17 protein-coding genes and 1 pseudogene are annotated in these 18,347 nt (G+C 60.9%); 5 read left to right on the plus strand and 13 right to left on the minus strand.

Features of this window, described 5'->3' with window-relative positions; genetic code table 11:
• The first annotated feature begins 67 nt into the window (after positions 1 to 67).
• Positions 68 to 961: a LysR family transcriptional regulator gene (locus QCE48_RS16775; protein WP_309788588.1), complete on the plus strand. Its 894-nt coding sequence runs from the start codon at positions 68 to 70 to the stop codon at positions 959 to 961.
• Here the strand turns inward: QCE48_RS16775 and QCE48_RS16780 are convergent.
• The 13 genes and pseudogenes from QCE48_RS16780 to QCE48_RS16845 all read right to left on the minus strand — a co-directional run bounded on the left by QCE48_RS16780 (position 949) and on the right by QCE48_RS16845 (position 13,812).
• Positions 949 to 1,359, minus strand: coding sequence for a cupin domain-containing protein (locus QCE48_RS16780; RefSeq protein WP_309788589.1), 411 nt, complete (start codon positions 1,357 to 1,359; stop codon positions 949 to 951). The two genes, QCE48_RS16775 and QCE48_RS16780, sit on opposite strands and share 13 nt — an antisense overlap.
• 71 nt (positions 1,360 to 1,430) lie before the next feature.
• Complete coding sequence (locus tag QCE48_RS16785; protein WP_309788590.1) at positions 1,431 to 1,982, minus strand: carboxymuconolactone decarboxylase family protein; 552 nt, start codon at positions 1,980 to 1,982, stop codon at positions 1,431 to 1,433.
• Between the two features lie 26 nt (positions 1,983 to 2,008).
• Entirely contained in the window at positions 2,009 to 2,839 is an 831-nt protein-coding gene (locus tag QCE48_RS16790; RefSeq protein ID WP_309788591.1) for an SDR family oxidoreductase, read from the minus strand.
• A 51-nt stretch (positions 2,840 to 2,890) separates the two neighbouring features.
• Positions 2,891 to 3,895 carry an alpha/beta hydrolase gene (locus QCE48_RS16795; protein ID WP_309788592.1) on the minus strand — a complete coding sequence of 335 codons (1,005 nt, stop codon included), beginning with the start codon at positions 3,893 to 3,895 and terminating at the stop codon, positions 2,891 to 2,893.
• Positions 3,896 to 4,067: 172 nt separating this feature from the next.
• Positions 4,068 to 5,160: pseudogene (locus tag QCE48_RS16805) on the minus strand (alpha/beta hydrolase).
• 92 nt (positions 5,161 to 5,252) lie between these two features.
• A complete protein-coding gene (locus QCE48_RS16810) occupies positions 5,253 to 5,531 on the minus strand; it encodes a hypothetical protein (protein ID WP_309788990.1) in 279 nt (92 codons plus the stop codon).
• A gap of 178 nt (positions 5,532 to 5,709) precedes the next feature.
• Positions 5,710 to 6,834, minus strand: a complete 1,125-nt coding sequence (locus QCE48_RS16815; RefSeq protein WP_309788595.1) for a porin — start codon at positions 6,832 to 6,834, stop codon at positions 5,710 to 5,712.
• Positions 6,835 to 6,951: 117 nt separating this feature from the next.
• Positions 6,952 to 7,935 (minus strand): nitronate monooxygenase, encoded by a 984-nt coding sequence (locus QCE48_RS16820; protein WP_309788596.1) that lies wholly within the window; start codon positions 7,933 to 7,935, stop codon positions 6,952 to 6,954.
• Positions 7,936 to 8,020: 85 nt separating this feature from the next.
• A complete protein-coding gene (locus QCE48_RS16825) occupies positions 8,021 to 9,358 on the minus strand; it encodes an MFS transporter (RefSeq protein ID WP_309788597.1) in 1,338 nt (445 codons plus the stop codon).
• Between the two features lie 53 nt (positions 9,359 to 9,411).
• Positions 9,412 to 11,058, minus strand: coding sequence for an AMP-binding protein (locus QCE48_RS16830; RefSeq protein ID WP_309788598.1), 1,647 nt, complete (start codon positions 11,056 to 11,058; stop codon positions 9,412 to 9,414).
• Positions 11,051 to 11,818 (minus strand): enoyl-CoA hydratase/isomerase family protein, encoded by a 768-nt coding sequence (locus QCE48_RS16835; RefSeq protein ID WP_309788599.1) that lies wholly within the window; start codon positions 11,816 to 11,818, stop codon positions 11,051 to 11,053. The genes QCE48_RS16830 and QCE48_RS16835 overlap by 8 nt, the downstream gene beginning before the upstream one ends.
• 33 nt (positions 11,819 to 11,851) lie before the next feature.
• A complete protein-coding gene (locus QCE48_RS16840; protein ID WP_309788600.1) occupies positions 11,852 to 13,051 on the minus strand; it encodes a CaiB/BaiF CoA-transferase family protein in 1,200 nt (399 codons plus the stop codon).
• Positions 13,048 to 13,812 carry an enoyl-CoA hydratase/isomerase family protein gene (locus tag QCE48_RS16845; RefSeq protein ID WP_309788601.1) on the minus strand — a complete coding sequence of 255 codons (765 nt, stop codon included), beginning with the start codon at positions 13,810 to 13,812 and terminating at the stop codon, positions 13,048 to 13,050. Before QCE48_RS16845 ends, QCE48_RS16840 begins: the two co-directional genes overlap by 4 nt.
• Positions 13,813 to 14,111: 299 nt before the next feature.
• Between QCE48_RS16845 and QCE48_RS16850 the strand changes: the two genes are divergently transcribed.
• The 4 genes from QCE48_RS16850 to QCE48_RS16865 all read left to right on the plus strand — a co-directional run bounded on the left by QCE48_RS16850 (position 14,112) and on the right by QCE48_RS16865 (position 18,334).
• Positions 14,112 to 15,095: a hydroxymethylglutaryl-CoA lyase gene (locus QCE48_RS16850; protein ID WP_309794237.1), complete on the plus strand. Its 984-nt coding sequence runs from the start codon at positions 14,112 to 14,114 to the stop codon at positions 15,093 to 15,095.
• A complete protein-coding gene (locus QCE48_RS16855) occupies positions 15,092 to 15,496 on the plus strand; it encodes a PaaI family thioesterase (RefSeq protein WP_309794239.1) in 405 nt (134 codons plus the stop codon). Before QCE48_RS16850 ends, QCE48_RS16855 begins: the two co-directional genes overlap by 4 nt.
• 36 nt (positions 15,497 to 15,532) lie before the next feature.
• Positions 15,533 to 16,966 (plus strand): NAD-dependent succinate-semialdehyde dehydrogenase, encoded by a 1,434-nt coding sequence (locus tag QCE48_RS16860; protein WP_309788604.1) that lies wholly within the window; start codon positions 15,533 to 15,535, stop codon positions 16,964 to 16,966.
• An 87-nt stretch (positions 16,967 to 17,053) separates the two neighbouring features.
• Entirely contained in the window at positions 17,054 to 18,334 is a 1,281-nt protein-coding gene (locus QCE48_RS16865) for an MFS transporter (RefSeq protein WP_309788605.1), read from the plus strand.
• Positions 18,335 to 18,347: the final 13 nt, after the last annotated feature.

Consider the following 18,347-nt stretch of genomic DNA (forward strand, 5'->3'; position numbering starts at 1 on the left):
TGTAGACCCGAACGATTGACGACACTAGATGGCATAATCGGAAAGGGTTTATAACAGGAACGGATAAATGTCGATCGAGGGCTACGAGCAACTCGCGATTTTTTCGGTCGTCGCTCGGGAGCGCAGCTTCACCCGTGCGGCGGCCAAGCTCGGCATGTCGCAGCCAGCGCTGAGCCGGGCCATGCGCCAATTGGAAGAACGGCTGGGCATCCGGCTCCTTGCTCGGACCACCCGTAGCGTCTCGGCCACGGAGGCGGGAGAGCATCTGCTGCGCGTGGTTGCACCCCGGTTCGAAGAAATCGACACCGAACTGGCGCTGCTCAGCCAATTCCGGGACAAGCCTGCGGGCAGGTTGCGCATCACGGCAGGCGAACATCCGGCGGTCACGATCCTGCAGCCCGCGCTTGCGAAAATCCTGCCGGATCATCCCGACATCCAGGTCGAGGTTATCGTCGACTACGGCCTGACCGATATCGTGGCCGAGGGCTACGACGCCGGCGTCCGGCTAGGAGAACAGGTCGCCAGGGATATGATCGCGGTGCGCATCGGGCCCGACGTGCGGATGGCCGTGGTGGGTTCTCCGGACTACTTCGCGCGGCATCCGCGCCCCAGAACCCCGCGCGATCTCATCCGGCACAACTGCATTGCCATCCGCCTGCCGACCTACGGTGGCATCTTCCCCTGGGAGTTCGAGAAGAAAGGGGAAGAACTGAAGGTGCGCGTCGAAGGCCAACTCGTCTTCAACAACATTGCCATGCGCCTGGATGCCGCCCTTAGGGGTCTGGGCTTGACCTACATGCCCGAGGATCTGGTGAAGGCGCATCTCAAGGATGGCGTATTGATACGCGTGCTCTCGGACTGGTGTCCGCCGATCCCGGGATATCACCTGTACTATCCAAGCCGGCGCCAAAGTTCACCGGCCTTCACGGTGTTGCGTGACGCCTTGCGTTACCTCGGCTGACTTGCCCGATATTGGGCATCATTTACCAGCTCCATCCAGTCGACCGACTTCCCGTCAAGTGCTTCGGCTATGGCAATGTGCGTCATGCTTGTAGTAGGGGTGGCACCATGCCAGTGCTTGACCCGTGGAGGAATCCACACTACATCGCCAGGCTTGATAACCTGAATTGGATCGCCCCATTGTTGAATCAGCCCCATTCCGGAAGTGACAATCAGCGTCTGTCCCAGCGGATGTGTGTGCCAAGCCGTACGGGCGCCCGCCTCGAACGTCACCGTCGCACCACCGATGCGCGCCGGTGCCTCCCCCTGGAATCGCGAGTCCACGCGAACAGAGCCGGTGAAATGATCGGCAGTACCTTGAGTGGAAGGTTGAGACCCTGCGTGCATGACCGTGATCATGCGATTCTCCTGAGCCCACGCGGCGGGCACGCTCAGCAAGAGTGAGAGCGAGGCTACGACAATGGCGCACTTCATTTCTGCTGCTCAGGCTTTTGCGCTGCCCGATCGGGTTGGCTACCCGCGGCGTCCGCTGCCCTGAACACTTCTCTCGCGACCGGAACCGCGGAAACGGCATTAGGCCAGCCCGAATAAAAGGCGAGTTGCGTGATCGTCTCGATCAGTTCCTCTTGGGTCACGCCGTTCTGCAAGGCCAGCGCCATATGCGAACGAAGCTGTTCGGGGCGATTAAGCGCGATGAGCGCCGCGACGGTGACCAGGCTGCGGTCGCGTTTGGAAAGTTGCTTGCGCTCCCAGACGTCCCCGAAGAGCACCTTGTCGGTGAGCTCTGCGAGCTTGGGGTCGATGTCGCCCATCAACTGCTGGGCCCGCGTTGTTTCCTGACTACCGGTTGCCGCGGACTTCTCAGACATTGAAGGTACCCTTTGCTGAGCATTAACGGGGGTAATTACGCCTTGAGCCAGAATTGCAGCCGACAGCACCATAGCTCCTGTGAACAGTTTCATGATGTTCCTTCGTATTAGCACGCCGTTTCCATTGTTCAAATCCAGGAACATGAAACGCATGTTGGGGGCCGTCGGAGTAAAAGGTTTTAGTGCCCTGCGACGCGCATCGCGGCAAGTTGCCCTCGAATCCGTGTGGGCTCCTTTTCGAGCGGCATGTTGTCAATGTCCAGCACAGCGTCGACGGCGCCAGATGGATCGGCGATCACCGGCGCAAACAGGGCGTTAAAGTCCTGGGGTGCATGACCACGCTCCGCTACCAGCTCAACGGTCTTGAACGCAGCAGCAGACGTTGACAGGCTGTGCACGAGCACGTCGGCGACCTGCTGGCGCGAGACCACCCCGTCGCTGGAGTCGCTGGCCCAGCGGGTATCGCCTTGCAGTAACACGAGTCGTTGCTGATCATGTTCGTTGTAGTCGAACCAGCCGGGCCTGACGATCGTGTAGACGCAACCGCTGGCGCGCACCAACCGTTCGGACCGTCGTTTCCAGTCGTGAGCTCCAAGCGGACCTAAGTGGGGATCCTCGCGCTTGGTCACGCCAATGGCTGTCATGAGCGCGATCCGGGGCTTGTGATGGCCGAGAGCCATCAGAACGTTGCGTACGCCGCCATAGTCGACCGCCTCGGCAAGCTCGCCACGCATGCTGCCTGCGCCCAGCGTAAAGACAACGGCATCAACGGCTTCGACCGCGCTGGTCAGGCCGTCCTGAGACGTGACCTCGCCGACGATCAATTGCGTCTCCGGCGGCAGAACCCGACGAGCCTTTGCTTCGTCACGGATCAACGCCCGAACCGCATATCCCAGCCGAAGGGCCTCGGCAACCACCAGGCGGCCGATGCTGCCGGTGGCGCCGACGACCAGCACGGTCGCGGGCGGCAGGACCATCGCAGAGTTCAGGTTACTAGGGCGCTTCGTCATCAACTCCTCCAGTTAGCAGCGGTAGGGCGAACCGACGCGCGGCAGGCGAAATCACAAGGTTCTCGCGTAGAACGGCGTCAGCTTGCCGAAGGTGGCGTCCACGTACTTGGGAACCCAGTAGGTCTCGATGTGCGTGGCGCCGTCGATCCTGAACAGTTCCTTGTCCTTCGTGCCGGTGGCCTTGGTGAAGGCTTCCTCGCTCATGTAAAGGCTGTCGGCCTTGCTACCGGCAATCATCAGCAGGGGCTGGTCGATCAGTTCGATCTGGTCGGTGGCGTCCCAGCGCATCAGGTCGAGCAGGCTGCTCGTGGTGTACCTGAATGTCGAGTTGGGGTGCGCGTGGGTGCGCCAGTAGTATTCGTAGCCCTGCCGATACATTTCGAACGGCAGTGCGGCGATCTGCGCGTCGGTCATGTCAGCGTCGCCCGAGTAGAGGATGTTTCCGCCGGCCAGTTCCTGCGCGCGCGCGTCCGCGGCCTGCTTGAGGCGCTGCTGGATCGTGTTTAACTGCGAATCCGCGAAGCCGTTGCGGCGAACGCGACCGGAGTTAAACATGCTCAGCGTCGCCACCGCCTTGAAGCGCTTGTCGGATTTCGCGGCATTCAAGGAATACCCGCCTCCGCCGCAGATGCCGAGCAGACCCAGGCGTTCGGGATCGACGCCCGGATATAGGGTGATGAAGTCCGCCATGCCGTGGATGTCCTCGGTGCGGAACTGCGGCTTGTCCACGCTGCGCGGCTCGCCACCGCTGCCACCCTGGTAGGCCGCATCGGCGGCAATCGTGACGTAGCCCTGTTCGGCTAGACGCTGGGCATGCAGGCCGGCGGTTTGTTCCTTCACCCCGCCATTAGGGTGGGCCACCACGATCGCGGCATACATCTTCTTCGGATCGTAGTTGGGCGGGGTATAGACGTTCGCGACAATGCCCAGGCCGTTGAGATTGTAGTTGACCGGGTGGATATTGACCTTGCCCGGTTCGTTCTTCGTAATCGCGCCGGCATACACCAGCGTGAACGGATTCTTTCTGTAGTCGGCCGCGACGGCGGTAGTGGTCATCGCTGGCACTCCTATAAGTGCACATGAGAAAGCGAGCGCAGACACCCCGAGGAACTCGCGCCGAGTTTTGTTGACGAATTCAACGCTCATTTGAATACCTTTATTTTACGAATGATGGGCTCGCGAGACTTCGCCAGAGGGCCGGCTCGTCCCGGGTTCGCGCGCGGGCGTGTCAATCCAGATGCTTCTCCGCAAGGAACTTCGACACCAGATCCGCGATCTGGACGTTGTTCAGATCGGAGAATACGAAATGAGTGTTGCCCCGGATGCCGATGTCCGGCAAGTGCACCAAGGTCACATCGCCGCCATGTTTATTGACGGTGTCCCGCCACATCCGCGCCATCTGTAGCCGCGCGCGCCAACTATCCTGAGCGGGCAGGTCGACTGGATGATCGGGAATGTTGTCGCCGTAAATGACCAAGATGGGAATCCTTGTCAGCGCCAAGAACTGGGTCAGAGGAACCGCCGTACCCTCGACCGTATCGAACGCACTCGGTATCGCGGGAGGTACTCCGCTTGCCGGGAAGACAAAACTGCTGCCCGGCTCGAACGCCACCGATTGCCTTGACGTTCGCGTTCTTGATAGCAGTGAGCCAACCGGGGCCGCCGCCTTGCGAATGCGTGAACAGAATACCGGGGCCGATCTTTTTGAAGACGGACGCGACACCGTCCGAGACGACATTCATGTCGAAAGGGCCGGTGTTCGGCGTCATGGCACGATAGAACTGATTCAACGTATCCGAATCGCACGAGAACTGGACATGCGCAAAGCAGTTCGGCCATAGACCGATGCGGAACTGATTGAACCAGAGCTGCTCGTCGGGCGTCGGCTTGATGGTCGTCCCGACCATGCCGCGACCGGCATCGCCACGACGCGGTTGATCGACCAGATATACACCAAACCTGCGGCGCAGGAAGATGGTCTGAAACCCTTCACGGCCATCGGCCGTGGTTTCCCAAGTTTTCGAGAACTGCCCGGCACCGTGCCACATGACGATCGGATACTTCCGAGCATTCACGGGGATTTGGTAGAAGGCGTAGGCATGATCGCCGTGGTAGCTCTGACCCGCAGGTTCCAACGGCGCATGTGGGTCGAATGCTCCCGGCGCCGTCGTAACCGTGCCGCCGGCTGCGAAGCTCCCTTGCTCCTCGACGACCAACGGGCCCCGATCGGCGGCACTCACGACAGCGCAGCTGCTCAGAGCGAAACAAACGATGGATGCCCTGATGGTGGACCTTAATCCACGGAAGGTGCGCTGTTGCATGCTTTGCCCTCGGCCTGAAAATCACAAGGAGCAATTTACCTTTCAACTAGTAATCGATAAAGATCACCAGTCGGATAGAACTCATACCAAATTCACATAAGTAACGCATCGCAGGAGCGGCTCCTTAGAGTAAGTGTGATTCCGCTGTCGTCGCCGAATGTCGAGCGCAAGTGAAGCGCCGCCGCGCATCGACTGCCCAGCACCTTCACGTCGACTGGCAGTGCAACCGGCCCCGCGTTGGCCGCTTCGAACACATCGGCAAGCCGCTCTTGAAGCTGCTTCGTGAAGTCCGCCATCCGATTCGGATGGGTAGCAAATTGCTGGACGAACGCTGCCAGCGTCTCGTCGCCCTCGAGCGCCGTGAGTGCCACCGTTGCCTTGAACGCCGGTGAGTGTGTCCGTCGGTTTCGCTTCGTCGTTTTCTGGTTCCTGTTCGCTGGCCATTACGATCGACTCACGCACCGATATTTTCACTCACCGGCCTTTCCAAAACCCGGTGCATCTCTCCTTGGAGGCCGGCAACTAGCAACTTGACGAAGTACAGAATGCTCAGAAGCGATGGCGCAGACCCAGTGTCACAGAGGCACTGTCGTTTTCCGATGCATAGGGACCATTGAACGATGCGCTCACCTTGCTAAAAGCGCCCGCCAGGTAGACGTCAGTTCGCTTTGACAGGAAATAGTCGCCGGTCAGAAAGGTCGAGAGTTTGTTGCCACTTTCGCCATTTGCATTGACATGTCTGCCGAGATCGTAAATCGCTGCGGCCTTAATCTGGACAGAGGGTGTCGTTTGCCACGTCGCGCCAAGCTGGAAGACGTTGTCGGTACGTGCTGCGCTGCTAGCGCCGATGTTCGTGTTGCCCGGATTCGTGTATAGCGCCGCGTAGCCACCGTAGGTTGGTGAGAAGTCCTGGCCGGTCGTGGGTGTAAAAGCACCGTCGCGTCGCGTGTAAAGATAATAGCCATGCAGAGTAACGGGCCCCACGTTAATCAACGCACCCGCGCCCAGGTTCGATTGTTTGTTCCCAGCAAAATCTTTCGCCTGCTGCGCGGTCAGTCCGGCGCCGAACACGCTTCCCTGATAATTTAGACCAGCCGCATAAGTCGATCCGTGTGAGATGCTACCCGCCTGCCCGCCGAACGAATACGCCGCCGAGAACTTCCACTGATCGATGTTGAGCGTGTACTTGGCGGTATTGTCAAGCCGGGAGCCCGCGAGCAGCTGGACCCATACGTCACTCGCGGCCGAGTTTCCCCAACCGATCGTGTCGTAGGGCAGCAGCGTATCGAACGGAACGCTGTACTGGCGCCCGAGCGTCAACTGACCGTATGCGCCTTTCAGGCCGACATACGCCTGGCGTCCGAACTCCCGGTTGCCCTGCAATGAAACGCCCGTCGTCGGGTTGAAGCCGGCTTCGATGCGGAAAATCGCGGTCGTACCACCGCCCAGGTCTTCAGAGCCAAGCAGGCCCCAGCGAGATCCGTTGAAAAAACCGGGGCCGAGCGCTACAGAACTGCCGCTGGACGTTGCGCGACCGTTTGCGGCGGTCGACGCGACCTGATTCGTCTGCCACGATAAGGCCGTGTCGATCAGCCCATAAAGCGTGACGCTGCTTTGTGCATGAGCTGCCGGTGTGCAGGCGACTAAGACAGCCATGAGGCATGCTTTCTTCATATCTAAAATCTCCGTTATTTTCGTTAGGTATGCGAACGTAAGATTACAATCCGGTCGTCGCCGACGACTGTCATCAGCTAATCAACGTGGAGCGGCGATTCGCCGCCCTGCGTTTAGTCAGCCGATCAACCGCGCTACTGCCTGCCGGTACTCTTCGACGAGGCGATCAATCACTTCGGCGGCACCAGGAAGGTCGTTGATTAGCCCCGCGGATTGACCCAGTTCAACCTTGCCGCGCTCCGTATCTCCATCGAGCGCGGCTTGCCTCAGTGTGCTGCTTCCAAAGAGCGTCTCATAGGCTGCATCATCGGGCTCGTGCTTGTCGGCGTGCAGCACATCGCCTGCGAAGCGGTTTTTCGTCATCCGCACGGGCAGCTTGCGCACGCCGACGAGCACGGTGCCGTCGATCTCGGTGTCGAGCACCGCGCGCTTGTAGTTTTCGTGAACGCCCGATTCACGTGTCGCGATGAAGCGCGTGCCGAGCTGCACCGCATCCGCGCCGAGTGCGAGCAGCGCGGCTACGCCATATCCATCGGCGACACCGCCGCCCGCGACGATTGGCACCGAAAACTCCTGCACGGCACGTCGCACGGCGATCAGCGTGCTCACGCCGTTAGCGGGCGGATGGCCGCCGGCCTCAGCGCCCACGACGACGAGGGCATCGACGCCCGCACTGGCTGCCTTTCGCGCGTGTTCGAGCGTTGAGACGACGTGAATCCAATGCGTGCCGATGCGGTGAAAGCGCTCGAGGTGCGCCTTTGGACCGCCTTGTGAAGCGAACACGACCGGTACGCGCTCTTCTTCGATCACATCAAGAAAAAGCTCGGCCTGCGGGCGATAGAGCGGCAAATTCACACCGAATACGCCGCCCTTGGTAGCGGCCTTGACTTCGCGCACAGCGTCGCGAAATGCATTGAGATACATGGGCCCTGCGGCGATCACGCCGAGCCCGCCAGCGTTGCTTACAGCGGCGGGCAGCGCCGCATTGGACGATGCCCAGCTCATTCCAGCCTGGATGATCGGATATCGGATGTTCAGCATCCGAGTCAGTCGGGTTTGAATCATCATTGGTTCACCTGGTTTGATGCGCGCGAGCGCCAAGACGCACGTATCGGATCTATTCCGATGTTCAATGCACTGTTGAGTTTCCCGTTAGATGCGTTAGTTGCGCACCGTAAGGACGTGGTTACGATGCTTTGCTGTTGGCAAGGAGTCGCGCTGGAATACCGACAAGCAGAACAATGCCGCCCACGAGAATCACGCAGCCGGCGAGCTGGATACCGAATGTCAGACTGCCGGACACGGACTTGACGTAACCGATCATGCTAGGCCCCGCCAGACCGCCAAGCGAGCCGATGCTGCTCACGAGTGCAATTCCTGCTGCCGCACTTTTCGGAGGAAGGTAGCTCGACGGGATGGTCCAGAACACCGACAAGCTCGACAGATGGCCGGCCGTCGCCACTGCGAGCAGTACGATGGCGAGTGTCAGGTCGCCGCGGGCGAAGGGCAGCGCGATCAGACTGAATGCGGCAAGCATTAGGGGCAGGGCCGCATGCCAGCGTCGCTCCCGGACCCGATCCGAGTGGCGGCTGACGCAAATCATCACCACAATGCCGGCGATAGCGGGGATCGCGGCAAACAAGCCCACGGAAAAGGCATCTTGCACGCCGCTAGCCTGTATCACCATCGGCGCAAAGAAGGCGATGGTACTCGCAAGCACGTAAGCGCAGAACGACACCAGCCCGGCGACATAGACGCGCCAGTCGCTCAGCGCCGAGAGCATGCCGCCGTGACCATGTCCCGCTCGCTCGCGGCGCTCCGCTGCGAGCACGGCGACGAGGTTGGCTTTCTCGGCTGAGGTTAGCCATGTCGCGTCTTCTGGCCGGTCTTCCAGCCGGATATACACGACAATGCCGAGCAGGATCGCGGGCAGACCTTCGAGTAAGAACATCCATTGCCAGCCGGCAAGTCCGTAGGCTGTGTGAAAGCTGTGCATGATCCAGCCGGACAGCGGGGCGCCGATCATCGTCGCGACCGGAATGGCGATAAACGAAAGTGCCGTCACGCGTGCGCGCCGCTCCGCTGGGAACCAGTAGCTAAGGTAAAGAATGATGCCAGGAAAGAAACCTGCTTCCGCCACGCCCAGCAGCATTCGTGCGATATAAAACTCAGTCGGTGTACGCACAAACATGGTCGCGCTCGAAACAGCGCCCCACATCACCATGATGCGTAGTAACGTTTTGCGCGCGCCGAGCTTCGCAAGCAGGAGATTGCTCGGCACTTCAAAGCATAGAAAGCCGACGAAGAACAGCCCCGCGCCGATACCATAGACGAGATCGCTAAAATGCAGATCCGCTTTGAACTGGATTTGCGCGATGCCAATATTCACGCGGTCAATGTAGTTGATGATGTAACACACGAACAGCAGCGGCAGGATTCGGCGGCTGATGGTGCGATAGGTCGTTTCACTGACGGCAGCGTTGGGGTGCGATATTCCAACGGCCTCCGAGACGTAGGTCGTCATGTCTCCTCCTTTTGATTTGCCTCGCGCAGCGATGCTGCGCAACCTGCTGACGTTCAGACGAGTCCGAATTCGCGGATCGCGTACTCGCGCAATTTGTTTTTCTGGACTTTCGAGCTTCCGGTCATGCCGATGTCATCGAACGAATGAACGATCTGCAGATAACGCGGCACCTTGAAGTTGGCGCAGCGACTCTTGCACCACGCGGTGAGTTCCTCGGTCGTCGCCTGGGCTCCCGGGCGAAGCACGATGAACGCCGCCGCAACTTCGCCGAGCCGTGCATCGGGCACGCCGACCACTTGCGCGAGCTGCACTGAGGGATGCGAGATCAGCGTCTCCTCGACTTCGGCGGGCGCAACGTTCTCGCCGCCGACGCGGAACACATCTTTGAGCCTTCCGAGCATGCGCATGCGTCCGTCAGGATCAATCACGCCAAGGTCACCGGTGCGCAGCCAGCCGTCCTCGCTAAACGCCTGCGCGGTTTCTTTTGGCTTGTTGAAGTAGCCTTTCATCACGCCCCAGCCGCGCACCTGGATCTCGCCGGGAATGTTGGGTGGTTGCACTTCGCCAGAATCCGTCGATACCGTGCGGATCTCGATACCCGGGTGCGGCGTCGCCCAGCCGGCTACCCGCATCTCGAGCGGATCGCGCCAGTCGTTGAGCACCACGTTCGGCGACGCCTCGGATTGTCCATAGGCGCCAACCATGTACTTCACGCCCATCACGTCGTGAATTTTCTGCATGATCTCGGGACCGGCCGCCGCCCAACCGCCGCGTAAGTGAATGCGCTCGCGCCTAAATTCTGGGTGGCCCATCATCATCAGGAAGATCGTGTCGTTGCCGGAAGTTAGTGTGCATCGCTCCTCGTCGAGGATCGTAAGCACGTTAGCGACATCGAACGACGGCACCGACAGCAGGCATGCGCCGGTTACGAGCGCGACGAGCAGCGACAAGGTCGTGCCGGCGACGTGAAAAAACGGCCGCACGCTGAAGTAGCGGTCGTCCGCCCGCACGCCCATGCGTTGCGCACAGGCCGCCGCGTTCATCAGCATGTTGCGGTGCCTAAGCAGTACGCCCTTCGGAAATGAGGTCGTACCCGAGGTGTATTGAATCAGTAAAATGTCTTCGGGCGTGACGCGCTGCGCGCGCGCGGCGGCTTCGGCGCGAAGCTCGGGCGAGTCAGGCAAGGAATCAAAACGTTCGACGCCCGCGGGGACGGCCCGCTCCGTGCCCCCAACCACCACCGCCCGGCGCAGAAGCGGCAACACCTCACCTGGCAGCGTCGTGTCGAAGGCAGGCTCGACATCACGCAGCAACTGGGAGTAGTCGATACTGAGGAACGTGTCGACATAAAACAGCACGCGCACCTCGCCCTGTTTCAGACAGTAGTTCAACTCGTCAAGTTTGAAGCGCGTGTTGACAGGCACCGTCACTGCCCCGATGGAAGCCGCTGCGTAGAACAGCACTACCCAATCGACGGAGTTGCCCATGAGGATGCCGACATGCTCGCCCGGTTCGACGCCTGCGGCGACCATGCGTGCAGCAGCGGTTTGCACGCGCTCGTGCAGCGTGCGGTAGTCGATGCGCACGCCATCGATGACGAGCGCTTCCGCGTCTGGCGTGGCAGCCGCACGGGTGGATAGAATCGAGGGCAGGTTGACCGGTCCGTTGAGGCCAAACCGCTCGGCGTATTCTTCATACATGGCCGTTGTCCTTATCTTGTCCGAAGTTCGAAATCGATTGCTTCCAGTCCGAGGTTTGCAGCAGCGTGTCGATAGCGAGCATCTCGATGGCGAGCGCGCCCGCCGGGTCGGTCTCCACGCCGCGGTCGATACAGTCGCGTGTCAGACGCATTGCAAGGGGAGGGGCGGCGGCGATGTCGCGCGCCATTTGGCGTACTGAATCGAGTGCCTCGCTAGCAGGAACGATGCGCGACACGAGTCCTGCCTGATGAGCTTCTTGCACTGAGAGCGTTCGTCCGGTGTAGGCCATATCCTTCGCGAGCCGCTTGCCGACGATGCGCGGTAGGCGCTGCGTTGCGCCGACCGTGCCCCACAGCGCCTCAGGCGTGCGAAAGCTCGCGTTGTCCGTGGCGACGATGAAGTCGCACGCCATCGCGATCTCGCCACCCGAGCCGACCGCCGGGCCTTCGACGAGCGCGATACAGGGCTTTCCGATCTTCTCGACGGCGTCGTAGGCGGCGAATGCCTTGAGGCGCCGCGCGCGCACATCGTCGATCGTCATGCCCTTTCGTTCCTTCAGGTCGGCGCCCGCGCAAAACACGGGGCCATTCGCGCGCACGATCACGCAGTGGATAGCAACGTCGTCGCGCAGCGCGACGGCGGCGGCACGCAACTCATCGCACATCGCCGCGTTAAGCGCGTTGCGCTGGTCTGGCCGGTTCAGGATGATCTCGGCGACGCCTTCCTGGCGTTCGACAATCAATGTGTCGTTATCTAGCATTGGATCCTCTTTCGATATTTGCGAGTTATGCAGTCAGATCGCACCGTCGCGGCGCAGCCCAGCGATGTGCTCGGCGTCGTAACCAAGGCGCTCGCGCAAGACTTGCTCCGTGTGTTCTCCGAGCAACGGCGGGCGGACGACTTGCGGATCGGCGAAGCCATCGAATTTGAACGGCAGCGGCAAAGCGCCGAAGGAGCCGATGGAGGGATGCTCGAATTCACTTACCATTCCGCGCGCTTTTACGTGCGGATCGGCAAGCACTTGCGCCACGTCGTTGATGGGGCCCGCCGGTACGCCCACCGCGTCGCACGCTTCGCACAGCGCCGCGCGCGTCCAGCCGGATATGGAGTCGGTAAGTGCGTTCATTACGCGCTCGCGATGCTCGACGCGCCCCGCGTTGGTCGCGAGATGAAGATCCGCGGCGAGCATATCAAGCTTGAGTATCTTGCACAGCGGCAACCAATGCTGATCGCTGCAGGTGATATGCACGAACGTGCCATCACTGCATCCGAAGGTCGCGGACGGCACGCGCCCAGGATGTTCAGTGCCGAGTCGTGGCGGCACTTCACCGAGCGCGAAATACCGGCCCGCCGCAAGCGTGAGCAGACTGACTTGGCCGTCGAGCATCGAGAAGTCAATGTGGCAACCTTTGCCTGTCAGCGCGCGGCCGTTCAACGCGGACAACAGCCCGATGGCGATCCACAAGCCCGAGGTCAGGTCGGCAATCGGCAAGCCGGGCTTCACCGGTCCGCCGCCGCGCTCGCCTGTCAGGCTCATCAGGCCGCCCATCGCCTGGAACACGGTGTCGTAGCCCTTGCGCTTCGCGTACGGACCGGTCTGCCCGAAGCCCGTGCAAGATACATAGATGAGTCGCTCATTCTCGGCGCGCAGCGCGGCTTGATCGAGGCCGTAGCGACCGAGGGTGCCCACCGGAAAGTTTTCGATCAGGATGTCCGCGCTTGCGGACAGCTCGCGCACGATGCGGCGACCGGCGTCGGTCTTAAGATTCGCCGTCACCGATTGCTTGCCGCGGTTGCAGGCGAAGTAGTAAGCGGACTCATCGCCAACTTGCGGCTCGAAGCTACGCGTCTCGTCGCCCGTGCCGGGTTGCTCGATCTTGATGACGGTCGCGCCTAGTTCAGCGAGGATCATGTCCGCGAACGGGCACGCGAGTACGCGCGCAAGCTCGATGACGGTGACATTGGCGAGCGGCTTGATCGGCGCTGAGTTCATTTTTGGTTCGTCCGGTCTTGACGGAAACTGCGCATCATCATGTTTGTGTCGAGCGATGCATCCAGCGCCTGTTGCAGGGGTAGGTCCGCCACGCGATGGAACAGCCGCTTGGTCGCGGCCATCGCAGACGCGTCACACGCAGCGAGCCGCTCGGCAATACCGACTGCCGCGTCGACCAATTCGGCATCGGCGACAACGCGGTTTGCGAGCCCGAGCGACAGCGCGCGTGCCGCGTCGACTGATTCTCCGAGTGACACGAGTTCGAACGCCGTCTTGCGTCCTACCTGGCGCACGAGATTGGCCATAACAATTGCAGCCACGATGCCGTGCTTCAGCTCCGGGTAGCCGAGCTTGAGGCTTTCGCCCGCCACCAACATGTCGCATGCGAGCGCTAGGCCGGCGCCGCCACCCATCGCATAGCCCTGCGCCGCGCCGATCACTGGCTTGCCGAGTTGCGAAAACACGCGGTGCAGATTGGTGGTGAGATGCGCGCGGTCGAGCGCGGCTTGTGCGGCGCTTGACGAATCGCCGGCGTTGACGAAACCGCCGAATTCCTTGATGTCGGCGCCGGCACAGAAGGCCTGGCCCGCGCCCGCCAGCACAATCGCCTTCACGGAAGGATCGCGGTCGGCCGCCTCCAGCGCGTCGAGGAGCGCCTGAGTAAGTTCGTTGTTGAGTGCGTTGCGCTTGTCCGGACGGTTCATTGTCAGCAGGCGCACAGCGGCACGGTCTTCGATGAGGAGGCTGTCAGTTGAAGTCATATACGGTCTACAGGAGTCGGGATTCGGGATGCCGCAAGGGCGGCGCATGACCAGAGATTAGGGCAGATGCGTGATGAAGTCAAACAAAGATATTTGAGTTTGGCAAGCAAATACGCCAACGATGACCAGTGTTAACCCGCGATTTATAGTTAAGCGATCGGGTGCTTTCGCTTTGCGGAATCACCTAGAAGCCTTTACCGTCGGCGGTATCGGGAGATCTGAAAGCCCGAAACCAAGACACCCGCGTTATACAACCTTTCGGAAATATATTTGACAATGAGTCACAACGATGTTTTGATTTGCACGACAGTCAACCATTAAAGAGCCTAAACATGTCTGATTTGACCCTGTGTGAGTGCTTTGCCCGCGACGGGCTCCAGCATGAGACTGAGTTCATTCCAACTGTGGAGAAGGTCGCGCTCGTTGATCGCTTTGCGCGCACCGGCTTCGCACGAGTCGAAGCCACGTCATATTCGAACCCGCAAGTCGTGCCACAGTTCGCCGACGCGAGCGAAGTACTGCGGACACTTCCGCGCGTCGAGGGGGTCTACTACAAGGCCACTTGCGCGAACGTGCGCGCAGTCGAACGCGCGCTCGCTGACCTTGAGGCAGGCATCGGCGCGAGCGAGATCAGTCTGCTTGTCTCCGGCAGCGAAGCGCACTCCCAGCGCAACCTGAAGCAATCGCGCACGGATCAATGGAAGCGCGTCGAGGCGATGGCAGCCGCTGCACGAGGACGCTTCCGTCTGATCGGCACTATTTCCGTTGCGTTCGGCTGCCCGTTCGAAGGGCTGATTGACGAAGCGTCTGTGCTCGCTGACGTCGAGCGTTTCGCCTCGCTTGGCGTGCGCCACGTGACGCTCGGCGACACCATCGGGGTCGCCACGCAGGCGAGCACCCAGCGCTTGTTTCGCGAGATGCTGCACGCGTTCCCCGACGTGGAAGCCATCGCACATTTCCACGACACACGCGGCACCGGCATCGTCAACTATCTTTCGGCGCTCGAAGTCGGTGTTCGTCATTTCGACGTCGCGTTTGGAGGCGTCGGCGGCCATCCGGCGAAGGTGAAGTACGGCGGCGGCGTCACAGGCAACGTGTGCACCGAAGACTTCGTGAACGTGCTCGAGACAATGGGCGTTGCGACCGGCGTCGATCTACCCGCGATGATGGACGCGTCTCTTGCCTGCGAAGCCGCGCTTGGTCGCACGCTCGGAAGCCGTGTTGCGCGAACCGGCCTGAACCCGATGCTGGCCCGCGCATCCGCGCAGGCGGGGGCCGCATGAATGCGCATGTGACGCAACAGCCGCTTAGGATCGAGTCGAGCTTTTGCATCGATCACGGTTTTGAGCTCATCGAATACGGCGACGGCTGGGCGATCCTTGCCTGCGACGTGCAGTCGCGGCACGTCAACCGCCACGGGAACGCGCACGGCGGCTTGGTCGCCGCCTTACTCGACACGTCAATGGGGCTGGCCGCCCGTACCAACCGCCGTGTCGAAAACCTTGGCACTGCAAGTCTCACCGTGAATTATCTGAAACCCGCATCCGGGCGCATTGCCGTGCATGCGCACTTGCGCCGCTGCGGCCGCACGCTGGCGTTTTGCGAGGCCGAAGCCCGCAATGGCGACGACGACGTAGTGGCGACTGCGAGCGCCGTCTTTGCCGTTTCGCCAATCGCTCAGTGACGCACATCGAACATCGAACCCTAGGAGAGAAAGACCATGTATGAAGACGTTCAACTCTTTATCGACGGCGAATGGAAAGCTGGCGCGACCGCGCGCACCATCGACGTTGTAAATCCGGCGACGGAACAAATCATTGGTCGCGTGGCGCATGCCGAAACCGCCGACCTCGATGCGGCCATCGTCGCTGCACAGGCGGGCTTTGACGTATGGAAGCGCATGAACGCCTATGAGCGCGCAAATATCATGCGTCGCGCCGCGAGCCTATTGCGCGAGCGCGCTGATTCGATCGCGCGCACGATGACGCTCGAACAAGGCAAGCCGCTTGCCGAAGCTAAAGGCGAGGCGCTGTCGGCAGCCGATCTCATCGACTGGTTCGCGGACGAAGGGCGCCGGGCCTACGGACGCATGGTGCCTTCGCGCATTCCCGGCTCGTATCAGTTGGTAATGAAGGAGCCGGTCGGTCCGGTGGCGGCGTTCTCGCCGTGGAATTTTCCGATTAATCAGGTTGTGCGCAAGCTGTCGGCGGCCCTGGCGGCGGGCTGCTCGATCATCGTGAAGGCGCCGGAAGAGACACCAGGGGCACCCGCCGCACTGATCCGTGCGTTCGCGGATGCGGGCGTGCCGCGCGGCGTCGTTAATCTGGTGTACGGCGTACCCGCCGAGATATCCGAGTATCTCATCCCCCATCCGGCGATTCGGAAGATTTCGTTTACAGGCTCAACGCCAGTCGGCAAGCATCTCGCGGAACTGGCGGGCCGTCATATGAAAAAGGCGACGATGGAGCTCGGCGGCCACGGCCCCGTTCTCATCTGTGATGACGCAGACATCGATACCGCGGCCGCGCAACTCGGCGCGTTTAAGCTGCGCAACGCCGGACAGGTGTGCACTTCGCCGACGCGCTTCCTCGTAGCGCGCGCGGTATTCGAGCCATTTGTCGACAAGCTCGTTGCAGCGATGGCTAAGGTGCGCGTAGGCGATGGCTTAACCGAGGGCGTGACAATGGGCCCGCTTGCTAACGAGCGGCGCTTGCGTGCACTGCAAAACCTCGTCGACGACGCGCTTTCGAGCGGCGGCGAACTGCGCACCGGTGGCAAGCGCATCGGTGAGCGCGGCTATTTCTTCGAACCGACCGTTCTCACGAACGTGCCGCACAGCGCTCGAATCATGCAGGAAGAGCCGTTCGGGCCCGTCGCGGTCGTCAACGCTTTTGACTCGCTCGACACGATGATCGCCGAAGCCAATCGCTTGCCGTACGGCCTGTGTGCATTTGCTTATACGCGCTCGGCAAAACAGGCGCATCGCATCGCAGCCGAAGTCGAGACCGGGATGATCACCATCAACCAGATTGCGATCGCGTTTCCCGAAGTACCGTTCGGTGGTGTGAAGGACAGTGGTTACGGCACCGAAGGCGGCGCCGAAGCCATCGACGCCTATCTCAATCTCAAGTACGTATCACAACTCGACATCTAACGCACGAGCGGTGCGGCGAGCGATCGCCGCGCACGACGTTCGCGGTGACCGCACGCCCACACAAAGCCATAAACTGGAGACGAAGCAATGGACCTCGAACAACAGGTCATGAAACGGGTCATGTATCGCCTGATGCCCGTCCTGATCTTCTGCTATTTGTTATCGTATATCGACCGCAGCAACTTGGCGGTTGCTGCCATCTCGATGAATCGCGCGCTCGGTCTTTCGCCAACCGACTATGGGTTTGCCGCCGGCATCTTCTTTCTCGGCTACGTAATCTGCGAGATTCCGTCAAACATCTTTCTTTCGAAGCTTGGCGCGCGTCTGTGGATCTCGCGCATCATGCTTACTTGGGGACTGCTCTCCGGCGCAATGGCTTTCGCAGTTGGCCCAAAGTCGCTCTACGTGCTACGCGTCCTGCTTGGCATCGCGGAGGCTGGGTTGTTTCCGGGGCTCATTTTCTATATCTCGTTCTGGTTCCCCTCGACCTATCGCGCGCGTGCCTTTGGCTACTTTCTCGTCGCGATTCCGTTGTCGATCGTAATCGGTGCGCCGCTCTCTGCGTCGATTCTGTACATGGACGGCATCGCCGGAATCGCCGGCTGGCAATGGGTCTTCATCATTGAAGCCGCACCCGCCGTGCTCTTCTCATTCTTCTGCTTCTTTTTCCTGACGGACTCGCCCGACAAAGCGAAATGGCTGAGCGATCCCGAGCGCAAGTGGCTTATCGCGCGCCTTGCACGCGACGTCGAGCATGTCGACTCGCACGGGCGCGGCGAGATCATGGCGGCCTTCGCGCATCCGCGCGTATGGCTCCTAAGCCTCATCAACGTCTCGCTGATCGCCTGCAGTTATGGTTGCGTGTTCTTCCTGCCGCTTATCGTCTCGGAGTTTGGATTCAGCAAGATGCAGACGGGCCTCATCACCGCGTTGCCGTTTCTTGCGGGCGCCATCTCGATGATTGTCTGGGGCCGAAAATCCGATCGCTCAGGCGAACGCAAGCTGCACCTGATCCTTCCGTTACTGGTGGCCGTGATCGGCTTCGGCATTGCCGCTCAAACGGACACGGTAACCGCGAAAATGATCGGCCTGGGGCTCGCGGCATGCGGCACCTTCGCGTCGTTGCCGCCGTTCTGGTCGTTGCCTCCGATGTTTCTCAAGGGCACGGGCGCCGCGGCCGGCATCGCCATGATCAACACTATCGGGAGTCTGGCCGGCTTCGGGGCGCCGTATCTAATGGGCTATGTCAAGCAGCATACCGGCAGCTATGGACTGGGCCTACTTATCATCGGCGGGAGTGCGCTGATCGCAGTAGTGCTCGCGCTTCGTATCCGATCCAACGAAATGCCGGTGAGCCGCACCGCCTGAAACGTCCATCGAG

Origin of the sequence: Caballeronia sp. LZ024, assembly GCF_031451455.1 — a bacterium.
In the GTDB taxonomy this organism is placed as follows: Bacteria; Pseudomonadota; Gammaproteobacteria; order Burkholderiales; family Burkholderiaceae; genus Caballeronia; species Caballeronia telluris.